Source organism: Pseudaeromonas paramecii (assembly GCF_039540575.1).
Classification (GTDB): Bacteria; Pseudomonadota; Gammaproteobacteria; order Enterobacterales; family Aeromonadaceae; genus Pseudaeromonas; species Pseudaeromonas paramecii.
In genome coordinates this window covers 79,477-93,695 of record NZ_BAABFC010000029.1, presented here as the reverse complement: position 1 = coordinate 93,695, position 14,219 = coordinate 79,477, and the positions used below count along the sequence as shown (strand labels likewise).

At 66.0% G+C, this 14,219-nt stretch carries 9 protein-coding genes; 2 read left to right on the top strand and 7 right to left on the bottom strand.

What is annotated here, in order from left to right; genetic code table 11:
• Positions 1–13: 13 nt before the first annotated feature.
• The 6 genes from recG to ABD847_RS16280 all read right to left on the bottom strand — a co-directional run bounded on the left by recG (position 14) and on the right by ABD847_RS16280 (position 9,180).
• Positions 14–2,083 carry an ATP-dependent DNA helicase RecG gene (recG, locus tag ABD847_RS16305; RefSeq protein ID WP_345014941.1) on the bottom strand — a complete coding sequence of 690 codons (2,070 nt, stop codon included), beginning with the start codon at positions 2,081–2,083 and terminating at the stop codon, positions 14–16.
• Positions 2,084–2,167: 84 nt separating this feature from the next.
• Positions 2,168–3,520 carry a CDP-diacylglycerol--serine O-phosphatidyltransferase gene (gene pssA / locus ABD847_RS16300; RefSeq protein WP_345014940.1) on the bottom strand — a complete coding sequence of 451 codons (1,353 nt, stop codon included), beginning with the start codon at positions 3,518–3,520 and terminating at the stop codon, positions 2,168–2,170.
• Between the two features lie 127 nt (positions 3,521–3,647).
• The gene (locus ABD847_RS16295) at positions 3,648–5,444 is read right to left on the bottom strand and encodes an aminopeptidase P family protein (protein WP_345015067.1); all 1,797 of its coding nucleotides are present in this window, start codon (positions 5,442–5,444) and stop codon (positions 3,648–3,650) included.
• Positions 5,445–5,564: 120 nt separating this feature from the next.
• Positions 5,565–6,467, bottom strand: a complete 903-nt coding sequence (locus ABD847_RS16290) for a DMT family transporter (RefSeq protein ID WP_345014939.1) — start codon at positions 6,465–6,467, stop codon at positions 5,565–5,567.
• Position 6,468: 1 nt separating this feature from the next.
• Complete coding sequence (locus ABD847_RS16285; protein ID WP_345014937.1) at positions 6,469–7,125, bottom strand: hypothetical protein; 657 nt, start codon at positions 7,123–7,125, stop codon at positions 6,469–6,471.
• A 63-nt stretch (positions 7,126–7,188) separates the two neighbouring features.
• The gene (locus ABD847_RS16280; protein ID WP_345014935.1) at positions 7,189–9,180 is read right to left on the bottom strand and encodes an ATP-binding protein; all 1,992 of its coding nucleotides are present in this window, start codon (positions 9,178–9,180) and stop codon (positions 7,189–7,191) included.
• A 191-nt stretch (positions 9,181–9,371) separates the two neighbouring features.
• On the opposite strand from ABD847_RS16280, the gene prlC reads away from it, so the two are divergent.
• Both prlC and ABD847_RS16270 read left to right on the top strand, forming a co-directional pair.
• Complete coding sequence (prlC, locus tag ABD847_RS16275) at positions 9,372–11,420, top strand: oligopeptidase A (protein WP_345014933.1); 2,049 nt, start codon at positions 9,372–9,374, stop codon at positions 11,418–11,420.
• Between the two features lie 102 nt (positions 11,421–11,522).
• Entirely contained in the window at positions 11,523–13,457 is a 1,935-nt protein-coding gene (locus ABD847_RS16270; RefSeq protein WP_345014931.1) for a methyl-accepting chemotaxis protein, read from the top strand.
• Here ABD847_RS16270 and ABD847_RS16265 read toward each other — a convergent pair.
• Positions 13,454–14,206, bottom strand: a complete 753-nt coding sequence (locus tag ABD847_RS16265; protein ID WP_345014929.1) for a class I SAM-dependent methyltransferase — start codon at positions 14,204–14,206, stop codon at positions 13,454–13,456. The two genes, ABD847_RS16270 and ABD847_RS16265, sit on opposite strands and share 4 nt — an antisense overlap.
• Between the last annotated feature and the right edge of the window lie 13 nt (positions 14,207–14,219).

Genomic DNA, 14,219 nt, shown 5'->3' with positions numbered 1-14,219 from the left:
GCCGTGGGAAAGTCTAGACCTGGGTGTAGTTGTCCCGCTCTCCCAGCCAGCGGCGGATCAGCGGGGTCACCCGCTCCGGCGCCTCGGCCTGCAGCCGGCGGGCCAGCTGCTGCACCAGGGGGATCAGGGGCTGGTCCCGCAGCAGGTCGGCGATCTTCAGATCCGCCAGCCCGGTCTGCTTGGTGCCCAGCAACTCGCCGGGGCCCCGCAGTTCCAGATCCCGCTGGGCGATGAGAAAGCCGTCGTTGCTCTCCCGCAGCACCGCCAGCCGCTGCTGGGCGGTCTTGGACAGGGGCGCGTGGTAGAGCAGCACGCAGTGGGAGTCCCGGGCGCCGCGGCCCACCCGGCCGCGCAGCTGGTGCAGCTGGGCCAGCCCCAGCCGCTCCGGGTTCTCGATGATCATCAGGCTGGCGTTGGGCACGTCCACCCCCACCTCGATGACGGTGGTGGCCACCAGCAGCTGCAGCTCGCCGGCCTTGAAGGCGCTCATCACAGTCTGCTTCTCCAGGGGGCGCATGCGGCCATGCACCAGGCCGATGCGCAGCCCCGGCAGCCGCAGCTGCAGCTCGTTGGCGGTATTCTCCGCCGCCTGGCAGGCCAGCACCTCAGACTCCTCGATCAGGGTGCAGACCCAGTAGGCCTGGCGACCGTCCTGGCAGGCCTGGCGCACCCGCTCTATCACCTCGTCTCGCCGGCTGTCGGCCAGGGCGACCGTGGTGACCGGGGTGCGCCCCGGCGGCAGCTCGTCGATGATGGAGGTGTCCAGATCCGCGTAGGCGGTCATGGCCAGGGTGCGGGGTATGGGGGTGGCGGTCATGATGAGCTGGTGGGGGTGGGCGCCGGCCTGGCTGCCCTTCTCCCGCAGCGCCAGCCGCTGGTGCACGCCGAAGCGATGTTGCTCGTCGATGATCACCAGCACCAGATGGGCGAAGCGCACCTGCTCCTGGAACACCGCATGGGTGCCCACCACCAGCTGCACCTCGCCGGCGGCCAGGGCGGCCAGCTGGGTCTCCCGTGCCTTGCCCTTGAGCTTTCCCGCCAGGTAGCCAATACGGATCCCCAGGGGCTCCAGCCAGCCGGCCAGGTTGACGGCATGCTGTTCCGCCAGCAGCTCGGTGGGCGCCATCAGGGCCACCTGGCCGCCGTTGCCGATGGCCTGCAGGGCCGCCAGGGCCGCCACCAGCGTCTTGCCGGAGCCCACGTCCCCCTGCACCAGCCGCATCATGGGGTGGGGCCGGGTCAGATCGGTGCCGATCTCCGCCACCACCCGCTGCTGGGCGCCGGTGGGCGAAAAGGGCAGGGCGGCCAGCAGCCGCCCGCACAACGCCGGTTGCGGGGCCAGGGGCACGGCGGCCAGTCGGGCGCTGGCGGCGCGGTGGCGCAGCACCGACAGATGGTGGGCGATGAGTTCTTCGAGGATCAGCCGCTGCTGGGCCGGGTGGCGCCCGGTCTCCAGGGTGGCCAAATCCACCTCCGGCGGGGGTCTGTGCAGCAGCTGCAGGGCATCGGCCTGACTGATCTGCTGGGGGTAGAGCCCCTCGGGCAGCAGCTCGGGCACCCCGTGCTGGCGCAGCAGCACCAGGGCCTGGTCGGTGAGGCCGCGCAGGCTCTGCTGGCGCAGCCCCTCGGTGGCGGGGTAGACGGGGGTCAGGCTGGCTTCTGTCGGCACGGCCTGCTCGTCGTCCAGCAGCTTGTACTCGGGGTGGATCATCTCCAGCCCCTGGTAACCGGCCTTCACCTCGCCGAAGCAGAACAGCCGGCGGCCGGGTTTGAGGGCCGCCTGCTGGCTCATGTGGAAGTGGAAGAAGCGCAGGGTCAGCCCCGCCTGGCCATCGTGCAGCCGGCAGACCAGCATGCGCCGCCGCGCCGGGATGATCTGACAGTCGGTGATGATGCCCTCGGTGCCGCAGCTCATGCCCGGTTGCAGGGCGTCCAGCGGCAGGCTCTGGGTGCGATCTTCGTAGCGCAGCGGCAGGTGGAACAACAGGTCCTGCACCGTCTGCAGGTGCAGGGTCGCCAGTTTCTCGGCCAGCTTGCTGCCTACGCCCTTGAGGCTGGTGATGGGGAGCTTGTCCAGATGCATGCCGGGCCCGTCATACTGTAAATATGATCAGATAATAACAAAGGCCCCCCGAAAACGGGAGGCCTGACTGGCACCTGGGGTTGCCTAGAGGATCTGGCGCAGCAGCAGGTGGGCCTTGAAGCGCTGCAGCCGGGTCAACAGCCGACGGACCTGCTCCGGGTAGTCCTTGAGCTGATCCAGCTGGCTGTAGTGGCTCAGCCGGCGGGTGTGCTGCAGTATGCTGGCCTTCTCCTCGGCAAAGGGCGCCTGCAGCAGGCCTTCGGGATCCCGCAGCAGCAGGCCATTCTCCAGATCCAGGGTCCAGGCCCGGGGATTGAGGTTGCTGCCGGTGATCAGGGTCAGGTCGGTGTCGACGAAGATGCCCTTGAGGTGATAGGAGTTGTCGTCATGCTGCCAGAGCATGACGTTCAGCTGGCCGCTGTCGATGCGCCGCTGATAGCGCTGGCAGAAGCGCCGCAGGTTGCACTCGTACAGGTAAGGCAGGCCGCCGATGGGGCTGAACTTCTCGCCGGGCGGGATGTAGAAGTCGTTGGCGGTCTTGTCCCCCACCACCAGGGTCAGCTTGACGCCGCGCTTGAGCAGCCGGCGCAGATCCTGGGCCAGGCTCTTGGGTGGGTTGAAGTAGGGGGTACAGATGAACACCTCGTCACGGGCGCTGCGCAGCAGCTGCTGTATGACCCGGTTGAGAGCGTTGTCCCGTTTGCCCAGCCCCACCAGCGGAGTGATGCTGAACTGCCCCTCCTTGCGGTGCGTCGGCAGGAAGCGGTACTTGGCCTGCTCCAGGTGCTGGCGGAACTGGCGCTGCAGCGCCTTGAACTGGCGCACCTGGGGCACATCGGGTTTATCCAGCCGCTGCACCGCCCCTTCTTCGATCAGATTGCGCCGTACATATTCCACCATGCTGTCGGCCAAGGCGCCGTCCTGGAATTCATGGTAGCGGTCGAAGCGATAGCGCCCCTGCTGGGCCAGGTAGATGTTGTTCAGGCTGGCGCCGGAGTAGAGCAGGGTGTCGTCGAACACGAAGCCCTTGAGGTGCAGCACCCCCAGCCACTCCCGCCGCTTCACCGGCACGCCGCGAATGGCGATATCCAGCTCCGGGTGAGCGGCGGCCAGCCGCTGGTACAGCATGTGGTTGCCGGATTGCTGGCCCTTGCCGATGAGACCGCGTTGGGCGCGGTGAAAGTCCACCAGCACCTGGATATCCAGGCCGGGGCGGGCCCGCTTGGCCGCATACAGAGCGTCCAGTATCTCCCGGCCGGCCTCATCATCCTGCAGGTAGAGGGCCACCAGATAGATACGGCGCTGCGCCTCACCGATCAGGGTGAGCAGGCGCTGTTTGAACGCCGCTGCCGAATGGTGGATCACCAGGGCCGTGGGGCTGACTGGCAGGGACGGCAAGGCGTCTAGCTGTTGGCGATAGTGAGTCGTGGAAAGCATACGCATACCTGATAATCAACGAGGCTCTGGGCCGAACGCGTCAATTGAAGTGGGCGGATTCTACCAATTTGACGGGGTCCTGCCAGCCTTGCCGGTGCAAAAGGCGGTGGCAGGCCCCGTTATTGGGTCAGAGCGGGGCGGTGGCCTGCTGCAGCCAGGTGCGGGTTTCTTCGTCCAGCAGCGGACCTATCTCTTGCCAAACTTGGGCATGGTAGTCGTTGATCCACTGCCGCTGGCTGTCGTCCAGCAGTTCCTGCGCCAGCAGGCGGACGTCGAAGGGCACCAGGGTCAGACGACGGAACTGGTAGCGGGTGACCTCGCCCGCCTCGGGGCAGGGTTCCACCACCACCAGGTTCTCACAGCGGATGCCGAAGGCTTCTTCCCGGTAGTAGCCTGGTTCGTTGGACAGCACCATGCCGGGCTCCAGCGGGGTCAGGCTGCCCTTGCTGGCGATGCGCTGCGGGCCCTCATGCACACTGAGGAAGTGGCCGACGCCGTGGCCGGTGCCATGGTCATAGTTGAAACCGGCCTGCCACAGGGGCAGGCGGGCCAGCACGTCCAGCTGGATGCCGGCGGTGCCCTTGGGGAAGCGGACCCGGTCGATGGCGATATGGCCCTGCAGGACGCGGGTGAACTGCTGGCGCATCTCGTCACTCACCTCACCCACCTTGACGGTGCGGGTGATGTCGGTGGTGCCCTGCAGGTACTGGCCACCCGAGTCGATCAGGTACATGCCATCCTGACCCAGGGCGCGGGGTTCGCCGTTGGTGTGCTTGTAGTGGCACATGGCGGCATTGGGGCCCAGGGCGGAGATGCTGTCGAAGCTGGGCTCCAGGTAGTCCACCTGCTCCTGGCGGAACAGGGCCAGACGGTCGGCCAGGGTGCCTTCATCGGCCCGGCCATCCCGCGCCACCAGATCGTCCAGCCAGGCCAGGAAGCGGCACATGGCCACGGCATCCTTGCGGTGGGCTTCCACCATGCCGGCCAGCTCGCTGGCGTTCTTGCGGGCCTTGGGCAACTGGCAGGGATCGGCGCCGTCCACCAGGGTGGCACCCGCCTTCTGCAGGGTGAGCTGGGTCCAGGCGTTGGAGTGGTTGGTATCGGCCAGCACCCGCAGCTTGTCCTCGCCCATGCGGGTCAGCACATCCCCCATCTTCTCCAGCGGATAGACGGTGATGTCGAAGCCGGCATGGCTGGTGAAGCTGCCGATGTCGAGCTTGTCGGTGTCGGTGAACAGCTCCAGGCTGGCGTTGCTGTAGAGCACGGCAAAGCCCAGCACCACCGGCAGGCAGGGAATGTCGTGGCCCCGTAGGTTCAGCAGCCAGTTGATGGAGTCGGCCTGGGTCAGCAGGGCGGCATCCAGCCCCTGCTTGCGCAGCTCGGTGGCCAGGGCCTCGCGCTTCTGGGTGCTGGATTGGCCGGCCAGGGATTCAGGGTAGAGCAGGGCCGGTGCCTTGCCGGGGACGGGTTTGTCCTGCCACAGGGCATCGATGAGGTTCTTCTCCAGCGTTACCAGCTCGATCTCCTTCTGCCCCAGGCTGGCTTTGGCCTTCTGGTAGCTGGCGAGGCTGTGCAGGCGGGGATCCAGCCCGACCCGCTGCTTGCGGTCCAGCTGGCCGGTCAGCCAGGTCAGGTAGGGCTCGTCGATCAGGTGATGCAGGCTGAACAGCGCCTCATCCACCTGGTTGCGGGCCTGGACCGTGTAACGACCATCCACAAACAGGGCCGCCGTGTCGGCCAGCACCAGGGCCACGCCCGCCGAGCCGTTGAAGCCAGTGAGCCAGGCCAGGCGTTCCGCCTCGGGAGGGGTGTATTCCCCCAGGTACTCATCCTCATGGGGGATGATGAAGGCGTCGAGGTTTTGCTGGGCCATCAGCTGGCGCAGCGCCTGCAGGCGGTCGCCAATCGGAGATTGCTTGGTCATCATGAGGTCAGGCCTGATTACTCAAGGAACTGTGACGGAAGAGGCGGAGAATACCACAAAGGGCCTTGGGCATAGCCCCCCTTACAAATTTCCACCCCAGTTTTTTGCGCAAAAGGATTCTCATGGCGCCGACTTTTGCTTGCGCCACTGGGGCCATTGCTGGATCAGCAGGCCGGCGACGATCAGTGCCAGCCCCAATGGGGTGGCCGGGTGTATCGCCTCGCCCACCAGCCAGCGCAGCCAGAGCAGGGAGGCAAAGGGCGACAAAAAGACGAGGTTGCTCAGTTGACTGGCCTGGCGGGCGTGGCGCAGGGCCTGCAGCCAGAACACGAAGGCCAGTCCCATCTCGAACAGCCCCACATAGAGGGCGCCGGCCCAGCCTTGCCAGACGAGGGGCGGCGGGGCGTCCCATACCAGGCAGATCAGCAGGGTGAAGGGCAGGCTGAGGGCAAAACCCAGAAACAGGCTCACCAGGGGATCGGCCTGGTGCTTGGCGTTCACCAGCCAGTAGCCGGCCCAGATCAGGGTGGAGAGCAGGGCCAGTCCCACCCCCAGCGGGCTATCGAACTGCAGGCTGGTGAGCTGGCCGCGGGTGGCGATCACCAGGGCGCCCAGGTAGGTGCAGACAATGGCCAGGCCGTCGAAGCGGTTGAGCTTCTGTCCCAGTACCGGCACCGCCAGCAGGGAGAGGGCGATGGCCCAGGTGTAGTTGATGGCCTGGGCCTGCTGGGCTGGCAACAGGGCATAGGCCTGGAACAGCAGCAGATAATAGGCCAGGGGATTGAGCAGCCCCAGCAGCAGGAACAACCGGCCACGGTGGCGTAACAACTGGCGCACCAGGGGCCACTTGCCCTGCAGGCTCAGCAGGCCGGCCAGCAGCAGGCAGGAGGTGAGGCTGGCCACCAGCAACAGCTGCAGCGGGCTGAAGTAGCCCAACGAGAGCTTGAAGGCGCTGGCCACGGTAGACCAGAGCGCCACCGTGGCCAGGGCGTAGGCCCAGGCCTTGGGCGGATTGGTCGCCATCTTATTCGTCGGCGGGACTGACCTTGTAGAGCCGGCCCTCCCGAACGTCCCGGTACAGGCCGTCCGGCAGGGGTTGCAGCACCAGGCGCGGGGTCAGGGGCAGGTGACGACGGTGCAGCAGCACCAGCATCAGGGTGCAGAAGCCGGTGAGGATGGCCAGCACGGAGAAACTGCGGATCAGCAGGCTGTTGTAGACCTCGGCCAGCAGGGCGACGCTGGTGAGCAGCCCCAGGGCGATGCCACAGGCCCGGGTGGCCGGGATCAGCAGGCGCTGGCGCCAGCCGTCCAGCTCCACCATCACGGTGAGCAGGCTATGGGTGTAGGTGAGGGTCCAGGTGAGGGCCAGGCCGCACAGCTTCCAGTACAGCGGGCTTTGCACATTGGCCCACAGCTGGATGAGCAGCAGCAGGGCGCTGAGGCTGCCCAGCCCCACCCCCAGCCAGGCGGGCCAGTGGCGGCGCAACTGGTGCCGGCACAGGGCGCAGGCCAGGCCGTTGAGGCCGGCGGCGAAGCCGATGAAGGCGCTGAGCAGGGACTTGATCTCCAGCCAGCCCAGCTCACCGGTGATCAGCACATAGATGGCCAGCAGGGCGGCCAGGGCGATGAGCAGTATCAGGCTCTGGCGCAGGTAACGACGGATCTGGCGGATATGATGCATGGCGACTCCTCAACGCGGCATGGCGGGCGGCCATCATACTCCAGAATATCCGCCCGCGCAGGCTCACACCGTCTGCGGAGCAGCCTCCCCGTCGGACTCCAGAGGCATGCGGATCTGGAAGTGGACACCCTTGCCGGGCTCACTGTCACAGGTGATCTGGCCGCGCAGCAGCTGCACCACCAGGTTGTAGATGATGTGGGTGCCCAGGCCACTGCCGCCCATGCCGCGCTTGGTGGTGACGAAGGGGTCGAAGATGCGCGGCAGTATGCTGGGCTCTATGCCCTTGCCGTTGTCCCGGTAGTCGATCTGCAGCATGCCGTCCTCCTGGGTCACCTGAATGTCCACCTGGTGAGGCAGGGGCCTATCCTCGAAACCGTGGTTGATGGAGTTGAGGATCAGGTTGGCATAGATCTGGGCGAAGGAGCCGGGGTAGGAGAGGATGTCCAGCTTGGGATCGCACTGGATGTTGACCTCGGTCTGGCTCTTCTTCAGCTTGTGGCCCAGGGAGACCACCACCTGATGCAGGTTGTCCGCCACATTGAACTTGTAGTGGGCCTGGGAGGACTGATCCACCGCCACCTGCTTGAAGCTGGAGATGAGATCCGAGGCGCGACGCAGGTTGTTTTGCAGCAGTTGGCTGGACTCATCCAGTGTCTGCAGCAGCTCGGTGAGGTAGGTGCGGGAGAGCTGCTTCTCGTCGATCTTGCGGTGGAACTCCTTGAGCCGCTCCTGCTGGAAGGAGGCGGCGGTGACGCTGATGCCGATGGGGGTGTTGATCTCGTGGGCCACCCCGGCCACCAGGGAACCCAGCGAGGCCATCTTCTCCGACTCCACCAGGGACTGCTGAGCCAGCTTGAGGTTGTCGTAGGCGCGGGTCAGCTCGGCGTTGCTCTGCTGCAGGCTGGCGGTGCGCTGCTGCACCTTGAGCTCCAACTGCTCGTTAAGCCGGCTGATCTCCCGTTCCACCCGCTTGAGTGGCGTGATGTCGTAACCAAAGGCGATGAGGTAGCGCAGGTTGTCCCCCTCGTAGAAGGGCACGAAGTTCCACTGCAGTATCAGCTCGTCGCCCTGCTGGTCGCGGGTGGTGATCTCGCGGTTTTCCAACAGCGTCATGGCGGCCAGCTCGCCGGCCACCTGGGGCCGCTCTGGTTCGCTGACGAAGAAGTGCAACCAGCTCTTGCCCTGCATCTCCTGCTGCACATAGCCGGTGAGCAGCACGGCCGCCGGGTTGATGGTCTGGATCACCAACTGTTGATCCAGGCAGCAGATGATGAGGTTGGAGGAGTTGATCAGGGTGGTGGAGAAGTCCCGCTCCTGCTTGAGCCGCTCGGTAAACTCCTGGCGGGCATGAAACTCCTGCTGTAGCGTCTGGCGGTTCTGGTTGAGGGTATGGGCCAGGACATCCAGCTCATCCGGCTTGGCGGGATTGGGATCCCGCCCTTCCAGCAACAGCTCGCCCTCCATGTTATCCAGGTTGAACTCCCGGGAAAATTGCGCCATGCGGTTGAGGTGCCTGACCACCTTCAGGTGAAAGATCAGCAAGATACAGAAAGAGACCACCAGGGTCTTAATGGTCTGGGTCACCATGATCACCAGGGATTTTTCGATCAGCCGCTGGTAGATCTGGGCCAGGGAGGAGGCGACGAACAGGCGGCCCACCTCTTCGCCCTGGTAGGTCAGCCGGTATTCCCGGGTCAGATCGTACTGGCTCTGCTCCGTGCCCAGGGAGAGCAGCCGCACCTGGCTGTCCCCCATCATCTCCTTGACCTCGACGAACTGCATGGAGGGCAGGTTCATGATGCCCTCGAGCTGCACCAGTATCTGCTCCTCGTCCAGGTTCCACAGGCTGGCGGCGATAGGCTGCACGAAGGAGCTTTCGATCTGATCCAGGCTGTTTTGTACCTGGCCCACGTCCTGGCGGTAATCCCACAACAGCTGCAGCAGGGTGATGAGCAGGGCCAGCAGGGTACTCACCGCCAGAATATAGGAGAGCAGCCGCAGGGAGAGGGTGTTGCGGGCGATGGCTTTTAGCAGGGGGCGGAAGGTGCTCGTCATGATGGCCTTAATGCTGCGAGTCTCTGGGGATGAGTCTAGCTCATCACAGGTCTCACTTTTATCGGGGGCGGCCTGGGCTAAGTCAAGCCGGGCTTGATAAATGTTGACTCAACCTACATCTTAGAAGGCCGTATTCGAGATTGTACCGATCCGGCCCCTGGCCGGTCGCAGTCCACAAAGAGGTAATGCCCATGAGCAATCCCCTGCTGAGCATGGATGGCCTGCCACCCTTTAGCCAGATCCAGCCCGACCATATCCAGCCCGCCGTGGCGCAGGCCATTGCCGACTGCAAGCAGCGCATCAACGAGGTGCTACAGGGCAACGAGCCCTATACCTGGGACAACCTGGTGGCACCGCTGGAAGAGACGGACGACCGCCTGAGCCGCATCTGGTCGCCGGTGAGCCACATGAATTCCGTGGTTAACACGGAGGCCCTGCGCCAGGCCCACGATGCCTGCCTGCCGCTGCTGGCCGAGTTCCACACCTTCGTCGGTCAGCACGCCGGCCTGTTCCAGGCCTTCAACCAGCTGGCCAACAGCGATGAATTCCCCCGCCTGAGTCAGGCGCAGCAGGAATATATCCGCCAGACCCTGCGTGACTTCCGCCTGTCCGGTATCGCCTTGCCGCCGGAGGGCCAGGCCCGCTTCGGTCAGATCGTCGCCCGTTTATCGGAGCTGGCCTCGCGCTTTAGCAACAACGTCATGGATGCCACCTTAGGCTGGCACAAGCTGATCACAGACCAGGCCCAACTGGCCGGCCTGCCGGAATCCGCCCAGGCGGCCGCCCGTCAGCTGGCGCAGAGTCGCGAGCTGGACGGCTGGCTGTTCACTCTGGACATTCCCTCCTACCTGCCGGTGATGATGTACGCCGACGAGCGGGCCCTGCGTCAGGAGATGTACACCGCCTTCGTCACCCGCGCCTCCGATCAGGGGCCCAACGCCGGTCAGTGGGACAACACCCCGCTGATGGAGGAAATCCTGGCGCTGCGCCACGAGCTGGCCCAGCTGCTGGGCTTTGCCAACTACGCCGAGCTCTCCCTGGCCACCAAGATGGCGGAGAAGCCGGAGCAGGTGCTGACGTTTCTGGACGAGCTGGCGGCCCGCTCCCTGCCCCAGGGCAAGGCGGAACTGGCGGCCCTCAAGGCCTATGCCGAGGCCGAGCACGGCGTCAGCGAGCTGGCAGCCTGGGATCTGGCCTACTACGCCGAGAAGCTCAAGCAGCACAAGTACGCCATCTCCAATGAGGCGCTGCGGCCCTACTTCCCCGAGTCCAAGGTGATTGCCGGCCTGTTCGAGACGGTGCGCCGCCTGTTCGGCCTGCGGATCCAGCCCCACCTGGGAGTGCAGACCTGGCATCCGGATGTGCGCTTCTTCGACATCTATGATGCCGAGGGCGAGCTGCGGGGCAGCTTCTTCCTAGACTTGTACGCCCGAGCCCACAAGCGCGGCGGCGCCTGGATGGACGACTGCCAGGGGCGCCGTTACCGCCAGGATGGCCAGCTGCAGCGGCCGGTGGCCTACCTGACCTGCAACTTCAACGCCCCGGTGGGCGATCAGCCGGCGCTGTTCACCCACGACGAGGTGGTGACCCTGTTCCACGAGTTCGGCCATGGTCTGCATCACATGCTGACCCAGGTGGATGTGGCCGGGGTGGCCGGCATCAGCGGGGTGCCTTGGGATGCGGTGGAGCTGCCCAGCCAGTTCCTGGAGAACTGGTGCTGGGAGCCTGAGGCTCTGGCCTTCCTCTCCGGCCATTACCAGACCGGCGAGCCCCTGCCGCAGGCCGAGCTGGACAAGCTGCTGGCGGCCAAGAACTTCCAGTCCGCCATGCAGATGCTGCGGCAGCTGGAGTTCGCCCTGTTCGACTTCCGCCTGCACCAGAACTACCAGCCGGGTCAGGCCGGCCAGGTGCTGTCGACCCTGACTCAGGTGCGGGAGCAGGTGGCGGTGGTGACGCCGCCGGCCTTCAACCGCTTCTCCCACAGCTTCTCTCACATCTTCGCCGGCGGTTATGCGGCGGGCTACTACAGCTACAAGTGGGCTGAGGTGCTCTCCGCCGATGCCTTCTCCCGCTTCGAGGAGGAGGGGGTGTTCAACGCCCAGACCGGTCAGGACTTCCTGCAGAACATCTTGGAGCAGGGGGGCAGCCGGGAGCCCATGGTGCTGTTCAAGGCGTTCCGTGGCCGGGCGCCCAAGATAGACGCCCTGCTGCGCCACAGCGGCATCCACGTCGAGGCCTGATCCTTCAGGCGACCCTCAAGGCCGGCCCGTGCGCCGGCCTTGTCATTTTTGTGTCATCCAATGGTCATAACATTCGCCTCACTCAGGATCTCGAGGTATCCCATGACCATTGCTCGTTTTTCCTTACTCTCTTCCCTGCTGCTGTTGCTGCTGGCGTTGCTGCTGGCCGGCTCCCTCTGGTTCAGCGCCGATCAGCAGCGCAGCGCCGAACAGCGCGGGCAGCAGACGGCCCGGCTGGGCCAGACGGTGAGCGTTCAGATCCAGCGGCAGTTGGCGGAATACCTGCAAAGCGGTGACGCCAGCCTGCTGAGTCAGGCCCAGCAGGGGCTGGCGGAGGTGGCGCAGCAGCTGACCTTCGGCGAGGCGGCGACGGTGCGGGAGCAGATCCAGGCCCTGTTGCCCAAGCTCGACGGCGAGTACAAGGCGGCGGGCAAGCTCTCCGGCAACACCCAGCAGCTGTTGCAACATGCCGAGAGCGAGATGAGCGCCCAGCTGCTTGCCCTGCAGCGCTACGCCCTGGCGGCCCAGCCGGTGTCGGCGGATTACCTGAGCCTCATTGGTGAACTCAGTGCCAGCCTGGCCAAGCTGACCCAGCTGCGGGAAAACCTGTTTGCCAGCGGCGATCCCCGCTTGCTGGAGGCCCTGCAGTTCGAGCTGCAGTACCTCAATGGCCGGCTGGAGAAGCTGGCGGCCCTGCCCCTGCTGGGGGTGCTGGCGGAGTCCGAGGATGACTTTCCCGCGTTAGGGGAGGAGCCGGCCGCCGCCGAGGATAAAGGCGCCGAGCCCAAGGCCGAGCTGGCGAGCCTGATTCACCGCTACCCCAAGGAGCTGGAGAATACCCGCGCCGTGCTGGCCCGCCAGGCGGATCTCAAGGCGCGCCTGACCGCCGACTTTGCCCAGGTGGAGAGCGCCATGAATGCCTTGCAGGGGCTGATCCAGGCGGATAACCACAAGCACCAGCAGGAGCGGGACGCCCTGCAGCTGGGGCTGGCCGGGGTGCTGCTGCTGTTTGCCCTCATCCTGTTCTGGTTCCAGCAAAAACTGGTGGTGGCCCGGCTGCGGCTGCTGCGGGATGCCTTCTCCCACCTGGTGCGCACCGGTCGGCCCGAGCCCTTGGCACTGGCGCGGGATCGCAGCGAGCTGGGGGCCATCGCCCAGAGCTTCAACCAGCTGATGGCGCTGCTGAGCAACCAGCAGGCCCGCAAGGCCCGGCAGTTGGGGCAGATCTCCGCCACCCTGGAGGAGATGGTGGCCCGGGTGCAGCACATCGAGGAGAACGCGGCGCAGTCGGATCAGGCCACCGCCCAGGGTGAGACCAAGATGGGCCAGCTGGAACAGCTGGCCGCCGAAGGGCACCAGGTGTCGGCGGACATCGCCGAGCATGCCCAGCACAACGCCGAGGCCATGGGCCGCAGCCAGGAATTTGTCGCCCAGCTGCAGGACTCCACCACCTCCACCGGCCGCTCTTTGGAGCGGGGCCTGCAGGCCATCGGCGATCTGGACAAGGCGGTGGTGGAGGCGACGGCCATCGTCGATGTCATCAGCCACATTGCCGAGCAGACCAACCTGCTGGCCTTGAATGCCGCCATCGAGGCGGCGCGGGCCGGCGAGCATGGCCGTGGCTTTGCGGTGGTGGCGGACGAGGTGCGCCATCTCTCCGGCAACACCCAGAACTCCCTGAGTCAGATCCTGAGCATCTTCGAGCGACTCAAGGGGGCCTGTGGCGACCTGGGGCGGGCCATCGACGGCATTGCCCAGGCGGCGCGGGATCAGCAGCAGCAGGCGGACGCCTTGTGGCAGACCGCCGAGGCGGTGCGGGAGCTGGCGGGCACCAGTGCCCAGGTGGCCCGCCAGGGGGCCCAGACCGCCGACAACCAGCAGGGCTGCATCAACGAGTTCGCCGCCCTGATCCAGCAGATGCGCAGCCAGTCCCAGGCGGTGCGCTCCCTGTCGGCCCAGGTGGCCAGCCACATCCGCGATCAGGCCCGGCTTATTACCCAGACCCTGGACGAGGGTTCGGCGGGGGACGCGGCCTAGAGGGCCGCCTTGACGTAGACGTCGAAACGGTTGTTCTTGGTGGCGATCTGCATGCTGGGGGTCTGCTGGTTGAGAAAACCGGCGTAGTCCGGGCGCTTGACCACCACCCGCTGGCTGGCCACCGCCAGGGCGGCGGGTAGCAGGGCGTCGGCATCCTCGTCGGCCCCCACCAGGGCGTGGAACACCCGCATCTCCTTCTTCACCAGGGCGCTCTTCTTCTTTTCCGGGAACATGGGATCCAGGTAGACCACCTCCGGTGTCTGCGGCAGCGCCGCCAGGGTCGCCAGCGCCGGGCCGCAGCGCAGCTGCATGCGCTCCTGCACCCAGGCGCCTATCTCGGGATCCCGTGCGGCCCGTAGCAGGCCATCCGCCAGCAGGGCGGCCACCACTGGGCTGCGCTCGATCAGGGTCACCTGGCAGCCCAGGGACGCCAGCACGAAGGCATCCCGTCCCAGTCCCGCCGTGGCGTCCACCACCTGGGGCCGCTTGCCCTGTTTGAGCCCCACCGCCTTGGCGATGGACTGCCCCAGGCCGCCGCCGAACTTGCGTCTGTGGGCCACGGCCCCGGCGACGAAGTCCACATAGATGGCCCCCAGCTTGGGTTCATCCAGCTTGCGCAGCTCCAGCCGTTCCTCTGTGTATACCAGGGCGAAGGGGGCGGGCAGTTGCAGCCCGGCCAGGCGCTCTTGCAGCTCGGCACAGGCGTCGGCCTGTCGACCGCTCTCGTCGTGCAGCGCGATGGAATACATGGATACCTCGTCA

Coding starts and splice junctions, on each gene's coding strand:
- recG (WP_345014941.1), bottom strand. CDS start 2,083: ATGCATCTGGACAAGCTCCCCATCACCAGCCTCAAGGGCGTAGGCAGC.
- pssA (WP_345014940.1), bottom strand. CDS start 3,520: ATGCTTTCCACGACTCACTATCGCCAACAGCTAGACGCCTTGCCGTCC.
- ABD847_RS16295 (WP_345015067.1), bottom strand. CDS start 5,444: ATGACCAAGCAATCTCCGATTGGCGACCGCCTGCAGGCGCTGCGCCAG.
- ABD847_RS16290 (WP_345014939.1), bottom strand. CDS start 6,467: ATGGCGACCAATCCGCCCAAGGCCTGGGCCTACGCCCTGGCCACGGTG.
- ABD847_RS16285 (WP_345014937.1), bottom strand. CDS start 7,125: ATGCATCATATCCGCCAGATCCGTCGTTACCTGCGCCAGAGCCTGATA.
- ABD847_RS16280 (WP_345014935.1), bottom strand. CDS start 9,180: ATGACGAGCACCTTCCGCCCCCTGCTAAAAGCCATCGCCCGCAACACC.
- prlC (WP_345014933.1), top strand. CDS start 9,372: ATGAGCAATCCCCTGCTGAGCATGGATGGCCTGCCACCCTTTAGCCAG.
- ABD847_RS16270 (WP_345014931.1), top strand. CDS start 11,523: ATGACCATTGCTCGTTTTTCCTTACTCTCTTCCCTGCTGCTGTTGCTG.
- ABD847_RS16265 (WP_345014929.1), bottom strand. CDS start 14,206: ATGTATTCCATCGCGCTGCACGACGAGAGCGGTCGACAGGCCGACGCC.